The 26,218-nt window shown below is 56.0% G+C and carries 21 protein-coding genes; 13 read left to right on the plus strand and 8 right to left on the minus strand.

The window, feature by feature from the left end; translation table 11 throughout:
- Positions 1 to 49: 49 nt before the first annotated feature.
- The 4 genes from K6123_RS03260 to K6123_RS03275 all read right to left on the minus strand — a co-directional run bounded on the left by K6123_RS03260 (position 50) and on the right by K6123_RS03275 (position 5,772).
- Positions 50 to 1,849 carry an acyl-CoA dehydrogenase family protein gene (locus K6123_RS03260; protein WP_221794040.1) on the minus strand — a complete coding sequence of 600 codons (1,800 nt, stop codon included), beginning with the start codon at positions 1,847 to 1,849 and terminating at the stop codon, positions 50 to 52.
- Between the two features lie 31 nt (positions 1,850 to 1,880).
- Positions 1,881 to 3,149 carry a thiolase family protein gene (locus tag K6123_RS03265; protein WP_221794042.1) on the minus strand — a complete coding sequence of 423 codons (1,269 nt, stop codon included), beginning with the start codon at positions 3,147 to 3,149 and terminating at the stop codon, positions 1,881 to 1,883.
- 233 nt (positions 3,150 to 3,382) lie between these two features.
- Positions 3,383 to 4,237 (minus strand): p-hydroxycinnamoyl CoA hydratase/lyase, encoded by an 855-nt coding sequence (locus K6123_RS03270; RefSeq protein WP_221794043.1) that lies wholly within the window; start codon positions 4,235 to 4,237, stop codon positions 3,383 to 3,385.
- Between the two features lie 137 nt (positions 4,238 to 4,374).
- Entirely contained in the window at positions 4,375 to 5,772 is a 1,398-nt protein-coding gene (locus K6123_RS03275) for an aldehyde dehydrogenase (RefSeq protein WP_221794045.1), read from the minus strand.
- A gap of 505 nt (positions 5,773 to 6,277) precedes the next feature.
- Here K6123_RS03275 and K6123_RS03280 point away from each other — a divergent pair.
- Together K6123_RS03280 and K6123_RS03285 are read left to right on the plus strand one after the other, a co-directional pair.
- Complete coding sequence (locus K6123_RS03280) at positions 6,278 to 7,330, plus strand: TRAP transporter substrate-binding protein (protein WP_246624574.1); 1,053 nt, start codon at positions 6,278 to 6,280, stop codon at positions 7,328 to 7,330.
- Positions 7,331 to 7,609: 279 nt separating this feature from the next.
- Positions 7,610 to 8,068: a MarR family winged helix-turn-helix transcriptional regulator gene (locus tag K6123_RS03285; RefSeq protein WP_221794047.1), complete on the plus strand. Its 459-nt coding sequence runs from the start codon at positions 7,610 to 7,612 to the stop codon at positions 8,066 to 8,068.
- 112 nt (positions 8,069 to 8,180) lie between these two features.
- On the opposite strand, the gene K6123_RS03290 is transcribed toward K6123_RS03285, so the two are convergent.
- Positions 8,181 to 10,373, minus strand: coding sequence for an autotransporter-associated beta strand repeat-containing protein (locus K6123_RS03290; protein WP_221794049.1), 2,193 nt, complete (start codon positions 10,371 to 10,373; stop codon positions 8,181 to 8,183).
- Positions 10,374 to 10,900: 527 nt separating this feature from the next.
- Here K6123_RS03290 and K6123_RS03295 point away from each other — a divergent pair.
- The 11 genes from K6123_RS03295 (at position 10,901) to K6123_RS03345 (ending at position 23,141) form a co-directional block, all read left to right on the plus strand.
- Positions 10,901 to 12,097 carry a multidrug effflux MFS transporter gene (locus tag K6123_RS03295; protein WP_221794051.1) on the plus strand — a complete coding sequence of 399 codons (1,197 nt, stop codon included), beginning with the start codon at positions 10,901 to 10,903 and terminating at the stop codon, positions 12,095 to 12,097.
- Positions 12,098 to 12,823: 726 nt separating this feature from the next.
- On the plus strand, positions 12,824 to 13,447 hold the full coding sequence (betI, locus tag K6123_RS03300) for a transcriptional regulator BetI (RefSeq protein WP_221794053.1): 624 nt from the start codon (positions 12,824 to 12,826) through the stop codon (positions 13,445 to 13,447).
- Positions 13,448 to 13,468: 21 nt separating this feature from the next.
- On the plus strand, positions 13,469 to 14,929 hold the full coding sequence (gene betB / locus K6123_RS03305; RefSeq protein ID WP_221794055.1) for a betaine-aldehyde dehydrogenase: 1,461 nt from the start codon (positions 13,469 to 13,471) through the stop codon (positions 14,927 to 14,929).
- Positions 14,926 to 16,680, plus strand: coding sequence for a choline dehydrogenase (gene betA, locus K6123_RS03310; protein ID WP_221794057.1), 1,755 nt, complete (start codon positions 14,926 to 14,928; stop codon positions 16,678 to 16,680). The genes betB and betA overlap by 4 nt, the downstream gene beginning before the upstream one ends.
- A 73-nt stretch (positions 16,681 to 16,753) precedes the next feature.
- Positions 16,754 to 17,686 carry a choline ABC transporter substrate-binding protein gene (locus K6123_RS03315; RefSeq protein ID WP_221794059.1) on the plus strand — a complete coding sequence of 311 codons (933 nt, stop codon included), beginning with the start codon at positions 16,754 to 16,756 and terminating at the stop codon, positions 17,684 to 17,686.
- Between the two features lie 205 nt (positions 17,687 to 17,891).
- Positions 17,892 to 18,734, plus strand: coding sequence for a choline ABC transporter permease subunit (choW, locus tag K6123_RS03320; protein WP_221794062.1), 843 nt, complete (start codon positions 17,892 to 17,894; stop codon positions 18,732 to 18,734).
- A gap of 2 nt (positions 18,735 to 18,736) precedes the next feature.
- Positions 18,737 to 19,936 (plus strand): choline ABC transporter ATP-binding protein, encoded by a 1,200-nt coding sequence (gene choV / locus K6123_RS03325; RefSeq protein ID WP_221794064.1) that lies wholly within the window; start codon positions 18,737 to 18,739, stop codon positions 19,934 to 19,936.
- A 731-nt stretch (positions 19,937 to 20,667) separates the two neighbouring features.
- Positions 20,668 to 21,144, plus strand: coding sequence for a DUF2947 domain-containing protein (locus tag K6123_RS03330; RefSeq protein ID WP_221794066.1), 477 nt, complete (start codon positions 20,668 to 20,670; stop codon positions 21,142 to 21,144).
- Positions 21,145 to 21,353: 209 nt separating this feature from the next.
- Positions 21,354 to 21,827 carry a bacterioferritin gene (bfr, locus tag K6123_RS03335; protein WP_221794068.1) on the plus strand — a complete coding sequence of 158 codons (474 nt, stop codon included), beginning with the start codon at positions 21,354 to 21,356 and terminating at the stop codon, positions 21,825 to 21,827.
- Between the two features lie 10 nt (positions 21,828 to 21,837).
- Positions 21,838 to 22,326 carry a bacterioferritin gene (gene bfr / locus K6123_RS03340; protein ID WP_221794070.1) on the plus strand — a complete coding sequence of 163 codons (489 nt, stop codon included), beginning with the start codon at positions 21,838 to 21,840 and terminating at the stop codon, positions 22,324 to 22,326.
- 167 nt (positions 22,327 to 22,493) lie between these two features.
- On the plus strand, positions 22,494 to 23,141 hold the full coding sequence (locus K6123_RS03345; protein ID WP_221794072.1) for a LysE family translocator: 648 nt from the start codon (positions 22,494 to 22,496) through the stop codon (positions 23,139 to 23,141).
- Between the two features lie 30 nt (positions 23,142 to 23,171).
- On the opposite strand, the gene K6123_RS03350 is transcribed toward K6123_RS03345, so the two are convergent.
- The 3 genes from K6123_RS03350 to K6123_RS03360 are packed head-to-tail and all read right to left on the minus strand — an operon-like array spanning position 23,172 to position 25,981.
- Positions 23,172 to 23,987: a PAS domain-containing protein gene (locus K6123_RS03350; protein WP_221794074.1), complete on the minus strand. Its 816-nt coding sequence runs from the start codon at positions 23,985 to 23,987 to the stop codon at positions 23,172 to 23,174.
- Entirely contained in the window at positions 23,987 to 24,724 is a 738-nt protein-coding gene (locus tag K6123_RS03355; RefSeq protein ID WP_221794076.1) for a response regulator, read from the minus strand. Before K6123_RS03355 ends, K6123_RS03350 begins: the two co-directional genes overlap by 1 nt.
- A gap of 15 nt (positions 24,725 to 24,739) precedes the next feature.
- On the minus strand, positions 24,740 to 25,981 hold the full coding sequence (locus tag K6123_RS03360; RefSeq protein WP_221794078.1) for a sensor histidine kinase: 1,242 nt from the start codon (positions 25,979 to 25,981) through the stop codon (positions 24,740 to 24,742).
- Between the last annotated feature and the right edge of the window lie 237 nt (positions 25,982 to 26,218).

Raw genomic sequence — 26,218 nt, forward strand, 5'->3', positions numbered from 1 at the left:
GGTTGGCCAGCGGCGCTCGTGACGCGGCTGGCCGATGACTGGGTCGTGCTTAACGATCAGCCATAAAATCAAATTCGCTGAGACCGGCGGTGGCGTTGGCTACTGTGGTCAGCAGTGAATGAATCTGTGGCATGCCATGGGCAAACCAGAACTTCGCCAGCGCTACCTGATTGGCGTGGTAACCGGCGTCGTTGCCGTCGACCACGCGCTGCTGGGCCAGTTTGGCCATTAGCGCCAATTGCCAGCCGCTGCACAGACGACCCATGGCTTCCAGCATGGGCACGGATCCGGCATGCAGGCGGCACTGGTCGGCTTGTTTGCCAGCCATTTCCATCAAGGTGCGCAGCTGGCCGTGAATGGATGCCACCGCAGACACCAGGCCGGCACGCAGTTCCTGCAATTCGGCAGGCAGCTGGTCGGCATCGCTGGAGATCTGCCGTAGCAGGTTCTGCAGGGCAACGCCCTGGTCGCCGAGGATTTTGCGGAACATCAGGTCGCGCGCCTGGATGCCGGTGGTGCCTTCGTAAATGGTGGTGATGCGGGCATCACGGATAAACTGGGCAACGCCGGTTTCTTCAACAAAGCCCATGCCGCCGTAAACCTGGGTACAGGTTCCGGCCATCAGGTTGCCCTGTTCGGTGGCGTAGGCCTTGAAGATTGGCGTCAGCAGGGCGATGCGTTCACGCAGCATGGCGGCCTGCTTTTTGTCAGTGGTCTGTTCAGACAGGTCGATCCAGGCTGAAATGGAGTAGCCGAGGGCACGCAGACCGGCGGTCTGGCTGGCCATCGACAGCAACATGCGCTGAACGTCCGGGTGGCGGACGATGGCAACCCGTTCGCCAGTCTGGTAGTGGGCGCCCTGTGAGCGTTCGATGGCGTAGTTGAGGGCGTGCTGGTAACCCAGTTCGCCGAAGGCCACACCCTGCATACCGGTACTGACGCGAGCTTCGTTCATCAGCACGAACATCGCCATCAGGCCCTTGTTCTCTGCGCCGATCAGCTCACCAATACAGCCATCACTGTCGCCGTAGTTCATGGTGCAGGTCGGGCTGCCGTGCAAACCCATTTTGTGTTCGATACCGCTGCAGACGACGTCGTTGGCTTCGCCCAGCGAACCGTCTTCATTGATGCGGAACTTGGGTACCGCAAACAGTGAAATACCACGGCTGCCAGCTGGTGCATCCGGCGTACGGGCCAGTACCAGGTGGACAATGTTTTCGGTCAGATCGTGTTCACCATAGGTGATAAAGATTTTCTGGCCCTTGATCTTGTAGGTGCCGTCGCCTTGCGGAATCGCCTTGGTGACGGTGTTGGCCAAATCCGAACCGGCAGACGGTTCGGTCAGCGCCATGGTGACACTCCAGCGACCGGTGATGATGGCTTCCAGATATTTGGCTTTCTGCTCATCGGTACCGAAGTGCATCAGAATTTCGCTGCAGCCCTGGGTCAGTGCCTGGAACATCACAAACGACAGGTTGGCTGACAGCCACATTTCGTGCACGGGCATGGATACAAAACGCGGCAGCTGCTGGCCGCCGAAATCCGCTGGCAGCGCCAGGCCGAGCCAGCCGTTGTCACAGAATTGCTGATAGGCACTCTGCCAGCCGTCCGGCGTTTTCACCTGGCCTTTTTCATCGCCGTCAGCGATAAAACGACAGCCTTGCATATCGCCCACAGCATTCAGGGGTGACAGTTCACCAGCGGCAAACTTGCCGGCTTCATCAAGAATGGTGGCGACAAAGTCAGCTGGGTATTCAGCCAGCGACTCGACCTGGTCGAGCTGGTTGTATTCACGCACCATATCGAGCGCGAACAGCATGTCTTTTAACGGTGCTTTGTAGTCACTCATTATTGCTTACCTTGCAAGTTGTCGAGCAGTCTCAGACTGCTTTCTCAAGAAGAACGGCGATACCCTGGCCACCACCGGCGCAGGCCGAGGAGATGGCAAATTGTCCATCAGTCTGATTCAGCTGGCGCGCCACCGTATGGGTCAGGCGCACACCGGTTACCCCTAACGGGTGGCCGATTGCGATGGCGCCGCCGTGGATATTCAGACGTTCCCGATCCAGTTGCAGCTCGCGCTCACAGGCAATCACCTGGGCGCCAAAGGCTTCATTGATTTCGTAGCGGGCGATGTCGTTGACCTGCATACCACGATCGTTCAGCAAGGAACGGATCGCCGGTGCCGGGCCAATGCCCATGATTTCCGGTGGTACCCCTACCACCGAGCCGCCAGCGATACGTGCCAGCGGCTTGAGGCCGTGGGCACGCATGTAATCGCCATGAACGACCAGTACCGCCGCTGCGCCATCAACAATGGCCGAGCTGTTACCGCCGGTCTGCACACCACCAAAGGCGGGGCGCAGTTTGGCCAGGATTTCACTGCTGGTTGGCCGTACGTGGCCATCGGATTCAAACGCCTCGGCGCGATCCGCCAGTTTCAGTTTGCGCGGGTTGTAGCCTTCAAGGCTCCATTCGCTGTTACGAATGCCGACGACTTCGTCATCAAGGTAGCCGCTCTGCTGAGCCGCAACGGCCAGCTGGAACGAGCGGGCAGCGTAGTCGTCAACTTCCGCGCGGGTAATGCCGTAACGCAGTGCCAGATTTTCTGCGGTGTTGCCCATGCCAATACCGGGGGCGGTATCGATGGTGGCTTCCCACAGGAAATCCTTGAATTCCACCTGCCCCATGCGGAAACCCGCACGATGGGTATAGGCAGCAATCGGGTTACGGGACATGGATTCGGTGCCAACCACCAGAGCGACTTTGGCCTTGCCCTGCGTGATCTGGTCGGCGGCGGTCAGAATGGCTTCAAAGCCGGTGCCGCACAGACGATGCACCAATACCGCGGGTGCTGACTGTGGAATACCTGCATACAAGCCCACATGGCGTGGCATAAAAAAAGCATCGTAGCTGGCCTGGGCGACGTTACCGGCGACAATAAAGTCGACCTCATTGGCTGACATGCCGGTATTTTCGCTGACCTTTTGCAACAGCGCACGAGCGGCATAAATGCCGAGATCGGTAGGGGAAACATCACGCAGCACGCCGGTGTAATCCGCGAACGGAGTGCGAGCACCTTCAACCAGCCAGATGTCATCGTAGCGGGAGATCAGTGCGCCTTGTTCTGAAGCAGAGAATGCGTTCATTACGGTTATCACCTTGAAGTGCCGGTTGGTACTGGCTGTTGTTTTTGTTGTCTTCGGGTCTTGCTGGGAATGGCTGCACCATTCTCTAAATCGTTACTCGGGAGTAGCGGAGGTTTTGCCCGGGAGCGCGGGCGCTCCGCCCGCATCAAGGTGCTTATGCAGGCGGGACGCCTGCGCTCCCGGTCCAGGCTGTATTACGCTTGCTAGCCCGGCTTACTTCTGACCTTGCTTACTTACTTGCCCTGTTTGGACTTGTCGTAAGCACCCAGACCTGGCTTGTAGGTCTTGTCGTCGATGAACTGCTTGATGCCTTCCTTACGACCGTCGTTATCGAAGAAGTTGGCCGCTTCCTGGGCACGTACCAGGTAGTCTTCGGCGTTGTCGTAGGTCATTTCCTGCACGCGACGAACGGCGTCTTTGGTGGCTTTCAGGGCAACCGGGTTCTTCGCTTTCAGGACTTCACAGACTTCAGTCACACGAGCTTTCAGCTGGTCAGCTGGTACGGCTTCGTTGATCAGGCCCCATTCAGCAGCAGTCTTGCCGGTGATGTTTTCACCCATCATGGAGTGGTACATGGCGTTACGGAAAGACAGCAGGTCAGTAGCCACCTTGGTCGCGCCGCCGCCAGGCAGGATGCCCCAGTTGATTTCGGACAGACCAAACTGCACGTCTTCAGCCGCGAACGCCAGGTCACAGGCGTACAGCGGGCCGTAACCGCCACCGAAGCACCAGCCGTTGACCATGGCGATGGTTGGCTTCTGGTACCAACGCAGACGACGCCACCAACCGTAGGATTCACGCTGGGCACCACGGGTTGCACCCAGGCCTTTACCTTCGTTTTCACGGAAGTATTCCTTCAGGTCCATACCGGCCGTCCAGGCAGTACCTTCACCAGTCAGTACCAGTACGCTGACTTCCGGATCGAATTCCAGCTTGTCCAGCACACGCATCATCTGACGGTTCAGTTTCGGGCTCATGCAGTTACGTTTTTCTGCACGGTTAAAGCTGACCCAGGCAACACCATTGGAAACTTCGTAGGCAACGGTATCGATTTCGTCCTGTGGGATATCTTTTTCGTAAATGCTCATATCAAAACCTGTTTAAATTCTTCTGTTGGTTTGGTACCGATGTGACGGAGAAAGTCGTCACACCGGTTGATGTTTGGTCATTCGGTTGATCCGATCGACCAGTGTTTAGACTGGCCTGCTCTTGGATCGGCCCGTGTTTAGATCGGATAGTGACCTGGCTCGGTTTCCATGGTGATCCAGCGCAGTTCAGAGAACTGGTCGATACCCGCCTTGCCACCAAAACGGCCGTAACCGGACGCGCCAACACCACCGAATGGCATCTGGGCTTCGTCGTGGACGGTGGCACCGTTGATGTGACAGATACCGGAATGGATCTGCTTGGCCACTTTCATACCGCGAGCGGTGTTCTGGGTGAACACGGACGCGCTCAGACCGTATTCGCTGTCGTTGGCGATACGGATGGCATCCGCTTCGTCCTTGGCGATGATCATGGCGCAAATCGGCCCGAAGCTTTCTTCGCTGTAAATGCGCATTTCCTTGGTGACGTTACCCAGCAGCGTGGCTGGCATCAGCACGGAATCGGCTTTACCGCCGGTCAGCAGGGTGGCGCCTTTGGCAACGGCGTCGTCGATCAGGTCGTTAACCTTGGAAGCGGTCTTCAGATCCACCACCGCACCCAGCGGAGTGTTGCCTTCACGTGGGTCGCCGGTCTTCATGGAAGCAACTTTCTCTGCCAGTTTGGCAGCGAAGGCTTCAGCCACGGACTCAACCACCACCAGACGCTCGGTCGACATACAGATCTGACCCTGGTTCATGTAGGCACCGAAAGACGCGGCTTTCACAGCTTCGTCGAGGTCGGCATCTTCCAGCACTACGAATGGAGCCTTGCCGCCCAGTTCCAGCAGGCAGGGCTTCAGGTGCTCGGCGGCGCGCTTGGCGATGATGCGACCCACTTCGGTGGAACCGGTGAAGTTGATGCGTTTCACTTCCGGCGCGTCGATCAGGGCGCCAACCACCTCACCAGCATCAGCGGGAGCGTTGGTCACGTAGTTCACGGTACCTTCCGGGAAACCGGCTTCGGCCAGTGCTTCAATGATCAGCGAGTGAGTCTGTGGACAGATTTCAGAACACTTCAGAATCACCGAGTTACCACACGCCAGTGCGGTAGAAATCGCACGCACACCCAGAATGATGGGCGCGTTCCATGGCGCAATGCCGAGGATCACACCAACAGGCTGACGCACGGCCATGGCCAGACAGCCAGGCTTGTCAGACGGAATGATTTCACCAGAAATTTGCGTCGTCAGGGAAGCGGCTTCACGCAGCATGGAAGTCGCCAGCATCACGTTAAAACCGGCCCAACCCGCGGTGGCACCAATTTCGTTAGCCATGGCATCGATGAAATCGGCCTGACGGGCAGCCAGCGCATCGGCGGCTTTCATCAGGACAGTACGACGGGCGTTAGGACCCATTTCTGACCAGGCTTCAAAGCCTTTCTGGGCAGTGGCGGTGACGGCAGCAATGTCGCTGGCCTGCATGGCCACGGCGGTGCTGGCAACCTCGCCAGTCAATGGGTTCAGGCGTTCGAAGTTCATGGTTATCTCCGTTGTTATTTTGGCTTGATAACGGTCTGGCTGAGAAAACCTGTCAGTCTGCTGAGCAGGTTTCCGTATTTCCCGGAGGCATCCCGGAACGGGCTGACTCACTTTGTTGGAATTAAATATAGTTTGTGTGTACAACAATTTGCAATAGCTAATTGTTCAACAGCTCCTTGCGACCAAAGTCTGAAATTCAAACAACGGCTGATATCTTGGGCTTTTAAAAGATAAATAAGGCCGTAATGACGCGGTTTACGGGATTTTGAGTGATCGCAGGGCTGGCGCGGAAAAACACAGGACCACAAAACTGTTGTTGACATAAACAGTTTGCCTTCACAAACTAAATCATGGAATGACATGAAGAACAGCAATGTTGCTCTGAGCCGAGTCGCTGCTGCTATGAGCAGAGTCGCTCTGTTTTCTGGTGGGCCTGTCCCCGGCAAGCAGTACTGATGGATGTCGTGGCTGGTCATTAACCAATAAAAATAAGTAAGGTGCCTAAATGAAGATCAAAAACCTGATGGTAGCTCTGGGTATTTCCCTGAGCGGCCTGACCACCGCTATTTCTGCCCAGGCAGAAGCGGAATACTCATTCAAGTTACACCACTTCCTGCCACCTATGTCGATGGTCAATAAAGAGATCATGGAGCCGTGGGCAGAGAAGATCGCCAAAGAATCCAACGGTCGTATCAAGATTGATATTTATCCGGCCATGCAATTGGGTGGCAAGCCACCACAGTTGTTTGATCAGGCTCGCAAAGGCGTGGCCGATATCACCTGGACCGTCGCCGGTTACACCCCGGGCCGTTTCCCGAAAGGCTCTGTATTCGAATTGCCATTCATGGCTGCCAGCTCTGACGAAGTCGCCAGCATGGCAATGCAGGAGTACGGCGAAAAGGAAATGCAGAAAGAACTGTCAGACGTTCACGTACTGGCGTTGCACACCCATTCCCCGGGCTCCCTGCATGGTCGTGACAGCCTGATCAAGAGCATGGCAGACCTGTCTGACAAGAAAGTCCGTGCGCCCAACAAGGCGATGGCCGAAGCCTTCACTAATGTCGGTGCCAGTGCGTTGTTTATGCCTGTGACCCAGATGACCAGCGCGCTGTCGAAAGGCATCGTTGATGTGGCCGTGTTGCCGTTTGAAGTGGTTGCTCCGTTCAAGATCCATGAACTGGCTCCATACCACACCGAGATCAAGGGTGACCGTGGTCTGTACCTGCAGTTCTTCATCTTCAGCATGAACAAGAAAGCCTACGAAAAACTGCCTGCGGATCTGCAGCAAGTGATCGACAACAATTCCGGCATCGAGCTGGCTCAGCAGATTGGCCAGAAGTACGACAAGGCTGAGCTGGTTGCCCGTCAGGTCGCCGTCGACAACGGCAACACCTTTTACACCCTGCCTGCGGATGAAACCCAGCACTGGAAACAGGCCATGCAGTCTGTGACGGATGACTGGATTGACGACATGGGCAGCGACGGCCAGCGTCTGTACGACGAAGCCAACCAGCTGATCAAGAAATACCAGCAGCAGCTGCAAGTCGGCTCGTTGTAATCGAATTGGGATGCACGTCTGTCTGACTCCCTTGCACCGGGGTTAGGCAGGCGTTGCACTCCCACCTCTTACAGCCCGGTGGCCAGGCCGCTGGGCTGACCCGCAACTTCTCCCGTACCTTCTCCTGCAGCAAGCCTGAGGCAGAGCCGCACCGGCGGGGGGCAGTTGTTGGTTTTGTCCGGCCTTTGTTGTCAAAAACGAAACTGTTGAATGTCAGTATTGTTGCTATTTGATACAATTGGCTGAAATTGATATTTCTGCTGACAGACCTAATCGACCATGGCTAGCAAACCTACAGACAAGCTCGACTTCGGTATTCTTCATGAACTGATTGGTTACCGCCTGCGTCGTGCCCAGCTGGTATTTTTCAACAGCTTCTCCAGCGCCTGTAACGACCTTGGTGTCAGTCCGGGTCTGTTTGGCGTGCTGGTACTGGTAAAACAGAATCCGGGTCGTACCCAGACTGCCATTTCCCAGGCGTTGGGCAATGATCGCTCGGCCATGGTGGCGGCGGTCGACAAACTCGAAAAGAAGGATCTGGTGGAGCGGCGGCCATCGCTGACTGATCGTCGTTCCTACGCGCTTTACCTCACCGAAAACGGTGAGCGTTTCTACCAGCAACTGGTCGACCGTGTGCTGCAGCACGAAACTGACCTCGAAGCCGTATTGCGGCCAGGGGAAAAGGACCTGTTGATTGATATCCTGATGCGGTTATGCGCCGGGCGTACTTCTGACTGAACCGGATGGATAAAAGGCCGAATCCTTTCGGCTTTTGGGCATCCCGGATTCAAGATCCTGCAGATGCCATCAGATGGGCTGACGAATGCCAGCCCGGGTGCTGCTCGGAGTGTTATTCAACCGTGGCAATTACACTGGTGGCGGTATAGCTGAGGCTGACTTCAACGTCGCCAGCGTACACAGAACCAAATTCACCGCCGATTTCGTCGGCTGTCAGAATGGTGTACTCAGTACCGGCTGTTGGGGCTGAGTCGAAGCTCAGTTCCAGCGCGGCACCTTCGACATAGGCTGTGCCGCTGACAGCAAGCTGGTTGCTGTCGTCGTCCATCTCTACCGCCAGGGTACCTGCTGCGTCAATCAGCAGATCACTGACAGCCACAGCGCCATCGGCGTCGATCTGCATATCACCACCGCTGACATAGACGGTGCCACTACCAAACGCCGCGTCGGAAGCTGCGCTCAGGACACCGGCTTCGATCACGGTGCCACCGCTGTAGCTGTTGTCGCCGGTCAGTACCAGAGTGCCGCTGCCGGATTTGGTCAGCTTGCCAGCACCACTGATGTCGTTGCGCCACCAGTCTTTGGCGTTAAAACCGCCTTTGCCAGCTTCCATGTAAACGCTGACGTCAGCGTCGAAGGCACCGTAACCGGCTGATGCGCTGACCAGATCAAGGCGGCCCCAACCGTTGGAGTCGTCCAGCAGCGGGTAGCCAGAATCGATTTCAGTGCTGGCCATTACAACACGACGTTGTTCGGCGCTGAGGTACGGCAGGCGGGATTTCAGCAGGGCTTCAGCGCCTTCCGGTACGATGGGGTCTGCACCGGCGGCGTCGGTGTCCTGGCTCATGCCGTAGGTCAGACGGAAACGGTAGGTTTGCTGAATGGCGTCGAAATCGTCATAGATGTTGTTGTTGAACACTTCAACATTGACGTATTCGGTGCCGTTTTCGGTGTAGCTATAACCGGCTTCGCTGGCGACGGTTTGGTGGGCGTAGTCGTACAGGCTCATACCGGCAGCGGCGGCCAGTTCGCCAAAATAGCTCTGGGCGGTTTGCTGGGCTTCATCGGCAACAGTGGCACCATCGTCGTTGTTGAGCGCGTAGGCGGCAACGGTGAGGGCGTGGATACGGCCACCAATCACGTCGGCAGGCGAGTGCATACCGGCAACTATGCGGTTTTCACCCAGCTGGGCACCACGGGCAACCATTTCTGCGAAACGCTCAGGCAAGGCATAGGCGTAGGCCAGTGACGCCAGGGTAGCGGCGTTGGTGTGGCCGGATGGGTAACCACCGTCCTTGCGGCGACCATCTCCGTCGGCGCTGTAAAGACCTTTGCTTTCATCGCTGCTGCTGTGGGCTCGGCGGGCGCACATCAGACCTGGAATGACACTCACGCTGGAGGTGTAGGTGTCGTAGCTGTTAAGGCTTTCGTTACCTTCTTCATCAATACAGGAGTAGCTGTAGCCGGTGGTGCCCTGGAAGTCTACTGCACCGGTGTCATCCATACGCCATGGGCGTGGGCTGGCATAAATGTATTTGGATGGGCTGGTTGAAGCGGGGGATGCCTGACGGAAACGGTACACCAGGTCGGCGACCTTGGTCAGTGGCATGACTTCGGCGGAATCGCCGGATTCGACATAGGCGGTTGCGGCACCCATGTACTTGGAGTTGTCGTTGTCGTCCGGTGCATAGTGTTCGTCTTCAAGCACTTCGGCTTTGGTGATGCCATCCAGCTCAACGTAGGCACCGGAAGCTTCGACGTAGGCTTCAGTCAGCGGACCAAAACCGTCGATCACCGAGTAGTTCTTGGAACGACGGTCATCGAGGAAAGCCAGAATGGCTTCATCGTCCGTGCGGTTGTTGGTGACGTCGATAACGTACTGGATGTTTTCCTGCCAGGCGGTGGCGTTAACAATGGGGGAGTCGATGTAGCTGTCCGGACCATTACCGGAAGCGGCTTCCTGATACTCGTCGCTGGTACCTTGCCAGATGCTGTTCATGCCACGCAGGGCATAGGCGACAGCGTTCTGCGAGAGGATGTAACGCAGGCTGCTGTCTGCATTATTGTCGGCGTTTTCAATTACCGGGAACGGGTAGTCAACGCTTGGCACGGCAGCATAACCTTCGCGACCCAGACCTGCTGGTACGGTGGGTTTGGCGACGCTGATTGCTGTGTCTGTGGTTGTTTCCACGCTGGTAGAGTGGTGGTTGTCGTCGCTGCCACAGGCAGTCAGCATCATGGCGGTAGCGGCCATCATGGCGGTGTAGAGCAAGCCCTGTTTGTTGCGGCTGGTTGCAGTAGTCATGGTTTGATCCCGATGAGAGTAAAGGGTTTTGAAGCCCGACTGGCTTCTGAAACAGTCATCAGGAAAGACAGCGATGGCCGCCGAATGGGGACATGACAATTTGGTGAAGATTTTTCCACAGGCTTATACATAGCTTGTGAAGGTTTTTTGGCGGGTTTTCCACAGGCTTTTCAACAGCCGCGGGCCTGGTGCTTGTGGCGTAGTGCAAAAACAGTGCAAAAAAGGCCAGTCAGCACAAAAATTGTTCTGTTTATGGATTAATCAAACTCGTTTGTCCGTCTTGTTTCAACAAACGGCAATCGGTATCGTTTCGCCAAAACCCGGTTTCCCGGCTGGCACCTGCAAGTCTCCCTTCCCAAGGGATGGCTCCCTGAAAGCTGCCGGATGAAAACCTGCAAAATTATTCCCCCTGCCTGATATTGCTGATGCGCCGAAGTTTCCGTTGGATGCTTCGGCTTTGCTGTTTGTTTTTTGCACATACGGATGTCGCCAGCCGCTATCGGGTGATCCATCACTGTTGGAGATGTATGTCTGAAGTTTCTGAACGTTTGACCCCGGCGCTGTTGTTGATGCTGTCGGCGCTGACCGCGCTGGTGCCATTGGCAACCGATATTTATCTGGTCGCGGTACCGACCATTGCCGAGGATTATGGCCGCAGCCTGCACGATGTTGAGCTGGCGGTGAGTTTTTTCCTGCTTGGCTTTGCTGCCGGGCAGGTCAGTGGCGGGCCGCTGTCGGATCGTTTTGGTCGCCGTCGTATGGTGTTGATCGGACTGTCGATTTTTGCGCTTGGCTGCCTTGGCATCATGCTGGCCCCAACGCTGGAATATATGCTGGCGTTCCGGGTGGTACAGGCCCTGGGTGGTGGTCTGGCGGTGGTGAACAGCCAGGCGATTATTCGTGACCTCGCCAGTGGCCGTGAAGGCGCGGCGGCGATGATCCGGGTGATTCAGGTAATGATGATCGCGCCGCTGGTTGCTCCCTTGCTGGGGCTGGCGATTCTGAAACTGGCGGAATGGCACACCATTTTTGGTTTCCTGATGGTCTACGCGCTGTTGCTGATGCTGCTGTTCTGGAAGCGGCTGCCAGAAACCCGGGCGGTCGCCACCGGTGGTAATCCGCTGAAAAACTACTGGACCATTCTGTCGGACCGTCGTGTCTGGGGGTATCTGGCCAGTGTGATTGGTGCCTACGCCGCCATGCTGTCGTTTATTACCGCGTCACCGGGTATTTATATGGGCCACTACGGCCTCACTGAAAACCAGTATCCGATTACCTTCGCCTGTGTGGTGCTGACCATGGTGGCGATGAGCAAGGTCAACCTGAAAATGCTGAAAAAGCACATGCCGCCTTACCTGATTTCACTCGGCCAGCGTCTGCAAATGGTGGTCGCGGCGGTGATGCTGGCGGGGATTCTGCTGTTTCCGAATCTGCCAGTGTGGGCGCTGACCCTGATGCTGATGGCCTATGTTGGCTGCCATGGCTTTGTGGTCGCCAACGCCAACGCTTCTATTATTGAGTTCTACCCACGGCTGGCCGGAACGGCGGCGGCATTGAGTGGCGCGCTGGGCTTCCTTAGTGGTGGTCTGGCCGGTGGCCTGGTCAGTGTTGCCTCAGACGGCACGCCGGTTGCCATGGCTGCCATGATGTTTGGCGCAGTGGTGGTGGCTTACAACGTCCGGCGGCTGGTGATGCCAGTGACTGGTCAGCCTGCTGAAGCCTGAATGCTGAAGCAGTAGCCACCCGGTCGGAGCGCAGGCGTCCCGCCTGCATATGTGGGCGAGACGCCCACACTCCCTGCTTTGAGCTGCCCCCCAACAATCTCTGGGCATGACCCATCCTACATGGATATATCCCGTCGTTGTTGTCGGGTAGATACCATCTCTCCGCATTTGGCTAAAATGTCAGCGGTCTGGCTTTGCTAGGTCGGCCAGGTCGTTTTTCTGCTTTCTTCCCTGTAGCCCTTGTTTTTGCTGGCTTCTCGCTATTTTTCTGACACTTGTTGACGGTTTGGCCGTCCGGCGGTTTGCCTGTTAGCGTCAATGACTTTATCCATCGACAACAAACCGCCATTCGTCTGTCTGGGCGTCATCTTTTGGACGATTTGGCCCGGAATGCTCACATTGGCGTTTGATGAATTTGTGTTCAGTCTTGATATGTCCTGAATTCGTATCCCTGAGCGACATGCATCGCGACACTTGTTAAAAGTGGCATTTTTTCTGCTAAGTATTTCGCCCCGTTAATATTTACATCTCTAACTTATTTGATGCCGCTGGAAGTCGCATAAATACTGGGTATTTAAGGGTTTAACACTCTTTGCGACATCTTGCTGCTCATTCCCGCCAGCCTTGTTTATCCCCGACACCCCAGTTGACATGGGACTTTGGTCCATGTTTTTTTATTAAACGGTCATTTAAGAAACGATTTTGTGTCAGTGCAAGGAAGGTTCTATGCCGAAGTTGGGAGTTGCAGAAATACGTAGACCACAACTGATTGACGCCACCATGGACGCCATCAACGAAGTCGGTCTGCATAAAGCCAGTGTTGTGATGATCAGCGGCAAAGCCGGTGTTTCGCCTGCCATCATCAACCACCACTTTGGCGGCAAGGACAATTTGCTCGAAGCCACCATGCGAACGGTGCTGCGACAGTTGTCCGAGAGTGTGACCTCGCGGCTGCAGCAAATTGATCGCGGTGATGTGGTGGGGCGTTTGAACGCCATCGTCAGCGGTAACTTCGACAACAGCCAGACGGAAAGCCGGGTGGTGAAAACCTGGTTGGCGTTCTGGACCCAGTCCATGCACGAACCGGCGCTGTATCGGCTGCAACGGGTTAACGAACAGCGACTGCTGTCGCACCTGCGTTATGAACTCAAGCAGGTGATGCCCTATGAGCAGGCCCTGCAGGTAGCTCAGACCATTGCGGCACTAATCGACGGTATCTGGTTGCGCGGCGCACTGCGGCCAGAAGGTATCGATGTCGAGATGGCCAAAAAACTGATCAATGACTACATCCGCCAGCAGCTGGCCAGCCAGCGCGACAAGACGGCAGCAGTCGCCTACGAATTCAGCTAAATCAAACAGGTAACAGACACGATGGAAACCCAAGCTTTGTACATTCACGGCCAGTATCAGGATGCGACGTCCGGCGAAACCTTCGCTACCCGCAACCCGGCTACCGGGGAAGTAATTGCCCTGGTTCAACAGGCTTCCACCGCTGACGTCGACAAGGCGGTAGCTTCGGCACAGGAAGGTTTCCGGGTCTGGTCGGCGATGACGGGCATGCAACGCAGCCGCATTTTGCGCAAGGCCGTTGAACTCTTGCGTCAACGCAATGATGAGCTGGCGATGCTGGAAGTGCTGGATACCGGCAAGCCAATTCAGGAAGCCGACTGTGTTGACATCGTTACCGGTGCTGACGTGATCGAATATTACGCCGGTCTGGCACCTGCCATTCAGGGCGAGCAGCAGGACCTCGGCGGCAGCAACTTCTTCTATACCCGTCGTGAACCACTGGGTGTGGTGGCGGGTATCGGCGCCTGGAACTATCCGATCCAGATCGCTATGTGGAAATCCGCCCCGGCGCTGGCCGCCGGTAACGCGATGATCTTCAAGCCATCCGAAGAAACCCCGCTGACGGCGCTGAAACTGGCCGAAATCTACACCGAAGCCGGTGTTCCCGCTGGTGTGTTTAACGTCGTACAGGGTGACTACCGGGTTGGCGAAGCACTGACCCATCATCCTGAAATCGAAAAAATCTCCTTCACTGGTGAAGTGGGTACCGGCAAGAAAGTAATGGCCGCCAGCGCTTCCTCACTGAAGTCGGTGACCATGGAGCTGGGCGGTAAATCACCACTGATCGTGTTTGAAGACGCCGACCTCAAGACGGCGGTGTCCGGTGCCATGATGGCCAACTTCTACACCCAGGGCGAAGTCTGCACCAATGGTACCCGGGTGTTTGTCCACGAATCCATCTATGACGCCTTCCTGGCCCAGCTGGCCGAACGCACTGCCAAATTAAAAATTGGTAACCCGGCCAAACCGGACACCCAGATTGGCGCGCTGATCAGCGAAGGTCATATGGGCAAGGTGCTGGGTTACATCGACGCTGCCAAGGCGGCTGGTGCCCGGCTGGTGATCGGTGGCGAGCGTGAGCTGTCGGAAGAATGTGCCAACGGCTATTTCGTTCAGCCAACCGTGTTTGCCGACTGTACCGACAGCATGCCTAACGTGCAGGAAGAAATCTTTGGCCCGGTGATGTCGGTACTGAAGTTCAGCACCGAAGAGGAAGTGGTTGAGCGTGCCAATAACACTGACCTCGGCCTCGCCGCCGGTCTGTTCACCAAAGACTTTTCCCGTGCCCACCGGGTGATTGCCCGTATGCAGGCTGGTATCTGCTGGATCAACACCTGGGGTGCTTCTCCTGCAGAAATGCCGGTTGGCGGTTACAAATTGTCCGGTATCGGCCGTGAGAACGGTATCGAGACCCTTCACCACTACACCCAGACCAAGAGCGTCTACGTCGAGCTGGGTGAACTGGAGAGCCCTTACGAATGAGCACTCAATACGATTACATCATTGTCGGCGCTGGCAGTGCCGGCTGTGTGTTGGCCAACCGTCTGACTGAAAGCGGCCAGTACAAGGTACTGGTGGTGGAAGCTGGTGGCAGCGACAAGAGCATTTTTATCCAGATGCCTACTGCCTTGTCCTATCCGATGAATACCGAAAAGTACGCCTGGCAGTTCGAGACCCTTAAAGAAGAAGGGATTGACGGCCGGGTACTGCACTGCCCACGCGGCAAGGTGCTGGGTGGTGGTTCTTCCATCAACGGCATGGTGTACGTGCGTGGTCACGCCCGTGACTTTGACGAATGGCAGCAGCAAGGTGCTGCCGGCTGGGATTACCAGCACTGCCTGCCGTACTTCAAGAAAGCCGAACACTGGTTCAAGGGTGAAGACGAATACCGTGGTGGCAAGGGCCCGTTGGGCACCAACAACGGTAACAACATGAGCCTCAACCCGCTGTATCAGACCTTTATCGATGCCGGTAAAGATGCTGGTTATCCGGTCACCGAAGACTACAACGGTTACCAGCAGGAAGGCTTTGGCACCATGCACATGACCGTTGATGGCGGTGTGCGGGCGTCGACTTCCAATGCCTACCTGCGCGATGCCCTGAAGCGTCCGAATCTGACGCTGGTCACCGGCGTGGTGGTCCACAAGATTTTGCTGGAAGGTAAAACCGCAGTTGGCATCAAGTATGAAAAAGGCGGCAAGCTGATCGAAGCCAAAGCGGCCAGGGAAGTTATTTTGTCAGCCGGTTCAATCGGTTCACCAACCCTGCTGCAACTGTCCGGTATTGGTCCGCAAGACGTGCTGGCCAACGCTGGTGTGGAACTGCAGCACGAACTGCCGGGTGTCGGCGAAAACCTGCAGGACCACCTGGAAGTGTACTTCCAGTTCTACTGCAACGAGTCTATCACTCTCAACGGCAAGCTGGACCTGATCAGCAAGGGCATGATCGGCAGCCGCTGGATGCTGCTGAAAGACGGCCTGGGTGCCACCAACCACTTCGAGAGCTGTGCCTTTATTCGCTCCCGTGCCGGTCTGGAATGGCCAAACATCCAGTACCACTTCCTGCCAGCCGCGATGCGTTACGACGGTCAGGCAGCCTTTGATGGCCATGGTTTCCAGGTCCACGTTGGCCCGAACAAGCCGGAAAGCCGCGGCAAGGTGGCGATCGTGTCTGCTGACCCGCACGCCAAGCCAGCGATCAAGTTCAACTACATCAGCACTGAGCAGGATGTACAGGATTGGCGCGACACCATTCGTCTGACCCGTGAAATCATCAACCAGCCAGCCTTCGATGCGCTGCGCGGTGAAGAAATCCAGCCAGGTATGGGCGTCCAGACCGACGCAGAGATTGATACCTGGGTACGCGAAAACGTCGAGAGTGCCTATCACCCGTCCTGTAGCTGCAAGATGGGGGCAGACGATGACCCGATGGCGGTACTGGACGGCGAGTGCAAGGTACGCGGTATCAGCCAGCTGCGGGTGGTCGACTCTTCAATCTTCCCGACCATCACCAACGGCAACCTCAACGCCCCTACCATTATGGTGGCCGAACGTGCAGCCGACATGATTCTGGGCAAGCCCCTGCTGCCAGCGGCTGGCGCTGCAGTGTGGATTGACCCGCAATGGCAAGACAAACAGCGCCTGGGCACGGCCAAACGCCCGCTCGCTGACTCTGGTAAACAAGCAGGTAAGCAAGAAAGCAAGCAAGCAAACAAGGTGCTTAACCGCGCCTGACGAAGTAGTAACCCCTGAAGGCTGCCCCCGGAAGGGGTGTCTGATGGTTGACTGTAATTTTCGGGAGAAAAGTATGAAAGCAGGAAAGACCCTTACTACCGCCGCTTTGGCTTTGACCATGTCAGGTGCCGTACTGGCCGCTGATTGTGATCAGGTTCGTTTTGCTGATGTGGGCTGGACCGACATCACAGCCACTACCGCGGTGACTTCCGCTGTGCTGGAAGGCATGGGTTACAAGGCTCGTACCCAGTTACTGTCGGTACCCGTGACCTACAAGTCGATGGCCAACCACGACATTGATGTATTTCTCGGTAACTGGATGCCAACCATGCAGGCTGACATCGAGCCCTACCTGAAAGACCAGAGCGTTGAAGACCTGGGTGCCAACCTGGTGGGTGCCAAGTACACCCTGGCGGTTCCCAAGTATGTCTACGACGCGGGCGTGAAAAGCTTTGCTGACATTGCCAAAAACGCTGACAAGTTCGACGGCAAGATCTACGGCATTGAACCGGGCAACGACGGTAACCGCCTGATCTTCGACATGATCAACAGCGACGCCTTTGGCCTGAAAAACTTCACCCTGGTGGAGTCTTCTGAAGCCGGCATGCTGTCGCAGGTCAAACGTGCTGTGAAGCGTGACAAGTGGGTGGTTTTCCTGGGCTGGGCACCACACCCAATGAACTCCAACATCGAGATGGAATACCTGGCTGGTGGTGATGACTTCTTTGGTCCGAACTACGGCGGTGCTGATGTCCACACCAACGTCCGTGCCGGTTTCCTGACTGAATGTCCGAACGTTGGCAAGCTGGTTTCCAACCTGAAGTTCACGCTGCCGATGGAAAACGAAGTGATGGGCGCAATCCTCGATGACGGTGCCAAACCCGCCGCGGCGGCAGAAGCCTGGCTGAAGAAGAACCCGGGCGTACTGGATGCATGGCTGGAAGGTGTGACTACCAAAGATGGCAAGCCTGCGCTGCCAGCAGTGAAGCAATACCTGAAGCTGTAATCCGGCTTGCACGGATTACCCGAACCGGCATGAAGCGGTGCCGGTTCGGGGACCTCCGGAAAAATCTGTTGGTGCGGTTTCCCACAAGTCCGAGCCAGCAGACTTTCCCAGAGGTTCCCCCCGTTGTTTCGCTGTTGTCCCGGTTGTTCAACCAGGGCAGCAGAGCAACAGCGTCGACAAGAATTAAGACGACTAGAGGCTTGATATGAACTGGCTAGCAGATAACAAACTCCCGCTGGGTGCATGGATGGAAACATTCGTTGACTGGCTGACCAACCACGGTGCGTGGTTCTTCGATCTGACCGCTGTCTCACTGGAATGGGTGATTACCAGCCTGGTGGAACTGTTCCAGTGGTTTCACCCTGGTGTGCCTATCGTGGCGACTGCTGCGCTGGCCTGGTTCCTGCACCGCAGTATTCCGCTGGTGGTGTTTGTAGTCGCTGCCATGCTGCTGATCATTAACCTCGGTTACTGGAACGAGATGATCGAAACCTTTGTGCTGGTAGTGACGGCTACGGTGATCTGTATTCTGATCGGGGTACCGCTGGGGATTTTTGCGGCTCACAAGCCCTGGGTATACAGCTATATGCGGCCGGTGCTCGATTTGATGCAAACCGTCCCAACCTTCGTGTACCTGATTCCTACTCTGGTGCTGTTTGGTCTGGGTGTGGTACCGGGTCTGATCTCGACCATTATTTTTGCGATTGCCTCGCCGATTCGGCTGACCTATCTGGGTATTCGTAACGTACCGGAAGAACTGATCGAAGCCGGTAAAGCCTTTGGTGCCACTCCACGCCAGCTGTTGTGGAAAGTGGAGCTGCCAGCGGCAATGCCAAACATCATGGCCGGTGTTACCCAGTGCATCATGTTGTCACTGTCGATGGTGGTAATCGCCGCTCTTGTTGGTGCTGATGGCCTGGGCAAACCGGTTGTACGTGCCCTCAACACAGTGAACATTTCACAGGGCTTTGAAGCCGGTATCACCATCGTATTGGTGGCCATCATTCTGGATCGAATTTTCAAAGCGCCTGGCAAGGCGGAGGTTTAATCATGAGTGCAGCAATTTCCATCAAGAACCTCGACGTGGTTTTCGGCGACAAGGTAGATCCTGCACTCAAGCTGCTGGATCAGGGTAAAACCCGCCAACAGATTATCGAAGCCACCGGCAGCATTGTTGGTGTTCACAACGCCAACATCGACGTGCAGCAGGGTGAAATCTGTGTACTGATGGGCTTGTCCGGTTCCGGCAAGTCGTCACTGCTGCGGGCGGTGAATGGCCTGAACCCGATTTCCCGTGGCAGCGTACTGGTTGCCGACGGCAACGGTCATGTTGACCTGGGTAACTGTGATGCCAAAACCCTCCGCCGTATTCGTGCCGAACGGGTTTCCATGGTGTTCCAGAAGTTCGCTCTGATGCCATGGTTGTCGGTGCTCGACAACGTCGCCTACGGTCTCGAACTGATGGGACAGGGCAAGGCTGAACGTCACCAGAAGGCGATGGAAAAACTGGAAATGGTTGGCCTGGCCGACTGGAAAGATTCGCTGCCGTCTGAATTGTCCGGTGGTATGCAGCAACGGGTTGGTCTGGCTCGTGCCTTCGCCATGGACAGCGACATCCTGCTGATGGACGAACCTTTCTCGGCACTGGACCCATTGATCCGTGCGCAGTTGCAGGACGAGTTGCTGGAACTGCAGCGTAACCTCAACAAGACCATCCTGTTCGTATCCCACGACCTTGATGAAGCGCTGAAGATTGGTACCAATATCTGCATTATGGAATCCGCCCGCATCATCCAGCATGGCGCGCCGGAAGACATCGTGATGAACCCGGCCAACGCCTATGTGGAAGACTTTGTGGCCCACACCAACCCGCTTAATGTATTGGCGGGCCGCTCGCTGATGACGGCTGCCGACAAGCTCAGCAAAACGAATGGCGACGTGCTGGTGTGTGGCGAGAAGAGCCTGTGGCTGGCTGCCGATGGTAAATCCGCTCATTGCCACGGCAAAAACGTCCCGGTGCAGGAATGCAGCTCACGCGGTAATGGTTCCATTCCGGCTACCGGCACCATGGCGATCACCACCCCGGATATCTCGATGCGCCGCGCTATCGAAATCCGTTACGCCACCGAACAGCCGGTGATACTGATGGAAAAAGGCAAGCTGGTGGGGGTACTGACTGACCACAACTTCTATCACGCCATGCTCGGCAAGCACTTTGGCTGCAATGATGCCAAGGTCATGGCTGGCTGATTCTGCTGCCTTCCCCGTTGCCACGCCGCAGCATGGTAACGGGGAAATGGTCTGCCTGGACAACACGCTGTCGATTACTTCAGCGCTGCTGTCGGGACATGTCCCGACCCTACGACGGGTGTTTGATAAATCTTGCGTGGGGTCCAGGCATGCCTGGACAGAGCGTCAGGACAACACGCTGTTGATTACTTCAACACCGCTCTGACCTCGTGCGTAGATCGGCTGTACGCCTCCCTGTCGGTCGGATAAGCCTGCGCTATCCGACGTGTGGTGTCACCCAAACGCCGATGTCAGATGGCAGCCGCTGCGCGTCTTTCTCTGACCTGCGATTCGATGTTTGACAAATCTTGCGCAGGGTCCAGGCATGCCTGGACAGAGCGTCAGGACAACACGCTGTTGATTACTTCAACACCGCTCTGACCTCGTGCGTAGATCGGCTGTACGCCTCCCTGTAGGTCGGATAAGCCTGCGCCATCCGACGTGTGGTGTTACCCAAGCGCCGATGTCAGATGGCAGCCGCTGCGCGTCTTTCTCTGACCTGCGATTCGATGTTTGACAAATATTGCGTAGGGTCCAGGCATGCCTGGACGACTGCCTGGACAATGTGTCCGAACAAATCGCCTTAACATCCCGCCCTTACAACGCCCGCCCATAAAGATTCCTCCCCACCGCTGGCTCAGGTTTGTTACCCTTACGCCTCGTTATTCTTTATTGCACCGGACACCCTCGCCATGAACTATGTGCCGCTCAGCGATTTCAAATGGGGCTGGATTTTCCGCCATCGCGAACTGCCAATTCCCTCTGAGCAGCTGGAATTGATTCGCCCGCTGGCCAAAGACTCCGCCAATCAATTCTGGAAAACCCACATCAGCAAGGAAGCCACTCACGCCAGCCATTTCCTGGGTGACGACTGGCCGTCCCGTAATGGTGTCTGGCAGCCGAAGGAAGACTGGCAATCTGGTTGGGAAAGCGACAATAACGACTTGCCTATATTGCTTGCTGAGCATATCCAGTGGGAAAGCAATGTGACGATATTCTTTTGTTATGATGTTGATCATATTGTTCAGAGCCGTTGGGATATCTTTCAGCAGCATTGGAAAAACTTTTTGTTTGTCGATGATCAGCCAATATTGGTTGGCAAAGGCCGCCAGGAAGTCGCACGATTTAATAGTGATGGCAGTTACCAGGTGGGAACTCGACCCAAATGAATACGGCTTGCAGTCAGGAATTGATATCAGTCACTAAAAGTTGATAAAAATCAGGGGCTTGTCTGCAATTTAATAAGCGAGTGATAGTTACTATCATGTACGTTTGGTAATAGCTTAACAATTGTAAGGTTATTGCATTTATTTACTTGCTGCTCAGTAACGCAGCTCCTACACTTTTCGCCAACATAACAAATAAGGGAACCACCGATATGAAAGGGGATAGCAAGGTTATTGAATACCTGAACCAGGTACTCACCATCGAACTGACCTCCATCAACCAGTATTTTCTGCATGCCCGGATGTATAAAAACTGGGGTTTCGAAGAACTCAACGAAAAGTGCTACAAAAAATCCATCAAGGATATGAAACAGGCCGATGAGCTGATCGAGCGGGTACTGTTTCTGGAAGGCCTGCCCAATCTGCAAAAACTGAATCGTCTGCGTATTGGTGAAAAGCCGGAAGAAATGCTGCAGTGCGATCTGGAGCAAATTGAAGAGCAGATGGTGTTGCTGCGCGACGCCATCGCCTACTGCGAGTCTGCGAAAGACTACGTCACTCGTGATTTGCTGGAAGATATTCTCGAATACGAAGAAGAACACTACGACTGGATTGAAACCCAGCAGCATCTGATTGCCTCCACCGGCATCCAGAACTATCTGCAATCCATGATCAGCGACGACTGAGGAGCGAATAATGAAAGGTGACAGCAAGGTAATCGACAAGCTTAATGAGCTGCTGGCTGGCGAATTGACAGCGATGGACCAGTACTTTATTCATTCCCGCATGTACGCCGACTGGGGGCTGTGGAAACTGTACGAGCGTATCGACCATGAATTCTACGATGAAAAAGGCCACGCGGCTGACCTGATCGAACGCATTCTGTTCCTCGGCGGCATGCCGGATATGGTGACTCGCACGCCGATCCACGTTGGCAAGGATGTACCGTCGATGCTGCAGTACGATCTCGACCTGGAATATCAGGTTGTGACCGACGTTCGTGAAGTGATGGCCTACTGTGAATCAGTAAAAGATTATGTGACTCGTGACATCCTGCTGAAAATGCTTGATGACACTGAGGTTGACCACGCGTACTGGCTGGAAAAACAACTGGGTCTGATTGATCGTATCGGTCTGGAAAACTACCAGCAGTCAATGATGGGAACCGAGCCCGCCAACGGCTGAGTTTCTCGTTCCGAACCGCTGGCAAGATCACAGCCGCCACAGCACCTGCTCACAGTCCGTTGTTGTGAGTAACCCGAAAAGCCCCGCCGTCAGGAAGATAGCGGGGCTTTTTTGTGTCTGACGGGTGGGTATGATGGCGCACCTGATTGTTGTTATGGAGCAAGACCATGGAAGCAGGCCTGATCGGCATGTTTGTGACCGTCGCCCTGGCGCATTTTCTGGCGTTATTAAGCCCGGGGCCTGACTTTGTATTACTGGTGAAAAACTCGGTGCGTCACGGTGTTCGCAGTTCTGTTGGTGTGGCTGGCGGTATCGCGCTGGCCAACGCTGTCTATATTCTGCTGTGTCTGGCTGGAGTGGGATCGCTGTTGGCGGCCTCGTTACCGGTAATGATTGCGCTCAAGATATTGGGTGGTCTGTTTCTTGTCTATCTGGCGGTTATGGCGCTGGCGGCACGTAAAAGCAGCTATCAGGATATTGCTGTTGGCGGCTCTGCCGAAGCCAGTGGACAGCCAGTGCTGAGCGGCTTCGCCACCGGATTTATGTCAGGGATTCTGAATCCGAAGAACCTGTTGTTTTATCTGAGCCTGTTCACCGTTGTGCTGACTCCGGACGTTAACCATGGCTTCAAGTGGTTGCTGGGTGCCTGGATGACGCTGGTGGTATTTTGCTGGGATGTTGCGGTGGTTTACCTGTTGTCTGGTGCACGGGTACGACAACACTTCTCCCGGCTGGCGTTCTACATCGACAAGGTGACCGGTGTGATTCTCGGAGCGATTGGTCTCTCAATTGTGAAGTCTTCGCTGTCGCGCTAACCGCCTGCGGCGCTGATTTGCCTGCGGCGGCTAGACCGCCCGCATGGTACTGGCACCGATCTGCAAGTTATCGTGGGCAAAAATTACCCCTTCAATCGCCAGTACGCTGCCGCTGCTGGTGTACACCGCCGCGCCTTTTTCACAGACGTACTGCATATGGCCATGCTTGTGAAACAGCCGATAGTGAATCTCAAAGCTACGGCGGTTCTGGATGGCGGTCTGGATTTCCTGCCAGACGTATTCGGCATCGGCAGGGTGAATCAGTTTGCCAAAGCTGTGCTGGTTCATCGCGACGACATCTTCGGCCTTGTAGCCCGTCAGTTCAAAACAGCCTTCGCTGACAAATTCCATGGTCCAGTCGCGATCATTGCGGCTGCGGTAAATCATGACTGGCAAGCGTCCGAGCAGGGCGGTCATGCCGCGCTGGGTAGCGCTTGAGCGACGTTTGCTTTCGACCTGGGCACTGATGTCGTAACAGGATACTGCATAGCTGCCGTCGGCCAGCGGTTGCACCCGCAACTCACACCAGACCGGTTCCTGTTCACCCGCCAGCAGGCGTAACCACAGCGGATCACAATAGTCGCCGGCGTCAGGGTTACTGCGGTGCTGGTCCAGCAGGGCGTACCACTGGCCACGTTCCGCCGGGTGCAGGAATTCCTCGAACGGGCGGCCGCTGGAGTGTTGGGGTGACAATCCGGTGAGCCGTTGCCAGGCCGGGTTGGCGTAGTTCAGACGGCCCTGGGAATCGACTTTCAGCACACAGTTATCGAGGCTGTCGAGCAGCTGCTGCAGGCTGTTGTCAGCCACGGCTGCCGGACGCACCAGGCGTTTGAGCCAGTTCAGCATTACAACTCCAGTGCTTCTTTTTGCGGATGCTTGTGAACCCAGGCGGCCAGTTCCAGCCGCGAATGGAGGTCGAGTTTGCGCAGCAGGCTTTTGACGTAAACCTTGACGGTGCCATCACTGATGCCGAGTTCACGGGCGATCAGCTTGTTGTTGAGGCCCTGGGCAATCAGCATCAGGGTCTGGCGCTCGCGGGCGGTGAGATCGACGTCTTCAACACGGGCTGAGACTGTTGCAGCCGGTTCAGCCAGCTCATTGGCTGACAGCGGGCTCTGGCGCATGGCCTGGGCCAGCAGCGTAACCGCGTGGTTGTTGAGGGCGACTTCACCAGCCAGCACCTGTTGCAGTTTGGTGATCATTTCATCCGGTGCCGTGTCTTTCATCAGGTAGCCGTCGGCCCCTGAGGCCAGTGCCTGGAACAGGTCGCCGTCATCTTCGGAGGCGGTAATTACCACCACTTTCATGGTCAGCTGGTGGGCCCGAATGGCCTGCAATAATTCCAGCCCGCTGATCTGTGGCATATTGAGGTCGAGCAGCACCAGTTCCGGTTGTTGCTGTTGCAGCAGGCCAATCAGCGCCCTGCCATCTTCCATATCCGCAACCACTTCAAATTGCGGGCTGTCGTTCAGCAGCTGCACCACGCCACGCCGGAACAGTGGATGGTCATCAACTACCATCACCCGGGTAACTGTGGTGCTGGCGGGGTGGGAATCCTGATAACTGGCGAGTGACGCGTTCATGCTGTGTTGTCCTTGTTATTGCACCGGGATGCTGAGAGCGATCCGGGTACCAGATGGTTTGCGTGATTCGATGGTCAGACTGGCGCCGATACGCTGGGCCCGCTCTTGCATAATCTGCAGGCCAAAACTGCCGCTGCGTTCAGGCTGGCGAATGCCGCGGCCGTTATCTTCAATGCTGCAGCTCAGCAGTCGTCCCTGTTCACTGGTTTGCCATTGCAGCCGGATACGGGCATGGCTGGCGTGGGCGTGGCGGACCAGATTGCAGATGGATTCACGCACTATGTAGAGCAGCTGGGTGGTCTGCTGATCGGTGAATTTACAATTGGCCAGGCTGGCAGCGCTGCAACGGTTATCGAGTTCAAACACCAGCGACGAGCGTTGTTCGTATTCATCGACCAGCTGTTCGAGGCCGCTGGCGAGCGAGTCAGCCTGGCTGCTGAGACGGGCCGTGGCAATCAGCTCTCGGGTCTGGCGATAGGCGAACAGGCTGTGATGTTCGACGTCACGGGCTGCTTGCGCCAGCGCTGGCAGTTGCGCCAGATCGTCGAGGGTTTCGCAGCGATTGGCCAATCGACCACTTTGCATCCGTACATAACCGAGCAGCTGGGCGACGGAATCGTGCAGCTCGGCGGCCTGCCATTTACGTTCGTCCTGCAACGCGCTGCTGACTCTTTGTTGCTGCAGAAACCAGCCATTCAGGCCTTTCTGCAAGCGCCGGCAGATTTCGTGGATGGCGGTGTTGATGGCGCCAGGATTGTCTTGTTGGGCCGCCAGACCGGTCGATAACAGCAGCCAGCCACGGCCATTGGCCAGTGGCAGGCTCACTAAACAGGCTGTGTTTTCCAGCCAGTGGGCCGGGCTGTTAATCAGTCGGCGGGCTTCGGCAACCGGCGGCTTGAATGACTGGCTCAGGGACACGTATTGCAGCTGGCTGTCGGTCTGACTGCCGATGGGCAGAATCAGCGCCTGCAATGGCGCTGGCTGTTGCTGCGGCAATTGTTGTTGCAGCCAGCTTTGCAGCGGTGCCAGCAGGGCACTGAGCTGTTGCAGGTCGGTGGCGGTGGCGACGTCACAGGCCAGATCACTCAACAGCCATTGCAGTGTCGCGAGCGGCTCGGTAGGAGACTGGCTGCGTTGACAAAGGTTGTGCCTCTGGCCGGTCAGCCAGTGGGTCAGCCGCCGCCAGCCTTTGGCAGTTGGCCTTTCTGCGAGCGGGGAATCCGGCAGTTGGGGGAAATGCGGTTGTAGCGTTGGCATTGTTATTTTCCCTCCTGTTGCATGCGGTTGGGTCTGGCGAACTCAGACAGGATGGTTATGGGGACATCTGTTTAATCCGTTGCCCCCGCAGGGCGCGGGTTGCCGACGTCCATGGCGGTGTTGGCGAACTTGAAAAGGACTCGTCATTTCGCTGCATTCGCCGCCTTGCCCTGAACACCGGCAACACTCGCGCAGAGTCGTGCAGGATTAATTAGATGTCCTCATTCATTTGCAGGT

It is taken from the genome of Oceanobacter mangrovi (genome assembly GCF_019740315.1).
GTDB classification, from domain to species: Bacteria; Pseudomonadota; Gammaproteobacteria; order Pseudomonadales; family Oceanobacteraceae; genus Oceanobacter; species Oceanobacter mangrovi.

Coding starts and splice junctions, on each gene's coding strand:
- choV (WP_221794064.1), top strand. CDS start 18,737: ATGAGTGCAGCAATTTCCATCAAGAACCTCGACGTGGTTTTCGGCGAC.
- K6123_RS03260 (WP_221794040.1), bottom strand. CDS start 1,849: ATGAGTGACTACAAAGCACCGTTAAAAGACATGCTGTTCGCGCTCGAT.
- K6123_RS03315 (WP_221794059.1), top strand. CDS start 16,754: ATGAAAGCAGGAAAGACCCTTACTACCGCCGCTTTGGCTTTGACCATG.
- K6123_RS03275 (WP_221794045.1), bottom strand. CDS start 5,772: ATGAACTTCGAACGCCTGAACCCATTGACTGGCGAGGTTGCCAGCACC.
- bfr (WP_221794068.1), top strand. CDS start 21,354: ATGAAAGGGGATAGCAAGGTTATTGAATACCTGAACCAGGTACTCACC.
- K6123_RS03270 (WP_221794043.1), bottom strand. CDS start 4,237: ATGAGCATTTACGAAAAAGATATCCCACAGGACGAAATCGATACCGTT.
- K6123_RS03290 (WP_221794049.1), bottom strand. CDS start 10,373: ATGACTACTGCAACCAGCCGCAACAAACAGGGCTTGCTCTACACCGCC.
- choW (WP_221794062.1), top strand. CDS start 17,892: ATGAACTGGCTAGCAGATAACAAACTCCCGCTGGGTGCATGGATGGAA.
- betB (WP_221794055.1), top strand. CDS start 13,469: ATGGAAACCCAAGCTTTGTACATTCACGGCCAGTATCAGGATGCGACG.
- K6123_RS03350 (WP_221794074.1), bottom strand. CDS start 23,987: ATGCTGAACTGGCTCAAACGCCTGGTGCGTCCGGCAGCCGTGGCTGAC.
- K6123_RS03295 (WP_221794051.1), top strand. CDS start 10,901: ATGTCTGAAGTTTCTGAACGTTTGACCCCGGCGCTGTTGTTGATGCTG.
- bfr (WP_221794070.1), top strand. CDS start 21,838: ATGAAAGGTGACAGCAAGGTAATCGACAAGCTTAATGAGCTGCTGGCT.
- K6123_RS03360 (WP_221794078.1), bottom strand. CDS start 25,981: ATGCCAACGCTACAACCGCATTTCCCCCAACTGCCGGATTCCCCGCTC.
- betI (WP_221794053.1), top strand. CDS start 12,824: ATGCCGAAGTTGGGAGTTGCAGAAATACGTAGACCACAACTGATTGAC.
- K6123_RS03355 (WP_221794076.1), bottom strand. CDS start 24,724: ATGAACGCGTCACTCGCCAGTTATCAGGATTCCCACCCCGCCAGCACC.
- betA (WP_221794057.1), top strand. CDS start 14,926: ATGAGCACTCAATACGATTACATCATTGTCGGCGCTGGCAGTGCCGGC.
- K6123_RS03265 (WP_221794042.1), bottom strand. CDS start 3,149: ATGAACGCATTCTCTGCTTCAGAACAAGGCGCACTGATCTCCCGCTAC.
- K6123_RS03330 (WP_221794066.1), top strand. CDS start 20,668: ATGAACTATGTGCCGCTCAGCGATTTCAAATGGGGCTGGATTTTCCGC.
- K6123_RS03285 (WP_221794047.1), top strand. CDS start 7,610: ATGGCTAGCAAACCTACAGACAAGCTCGACTTCGGTATTCTTCATGAA.
- K6123_RS03280 (WP_246624574.1), top strand. CDS start 6,278: ATGAAGATCAAAAACCTGATGGTAGCTCTGGGTATTTCCCTGAGCGGC.
- K6123_RS03345 (WP_221794072.1), top strand. CDS start 22,494: ATGGAAGCAGGCCTGATCGGCATGTTTGTGACCGTCGCCCTGGCGCAT.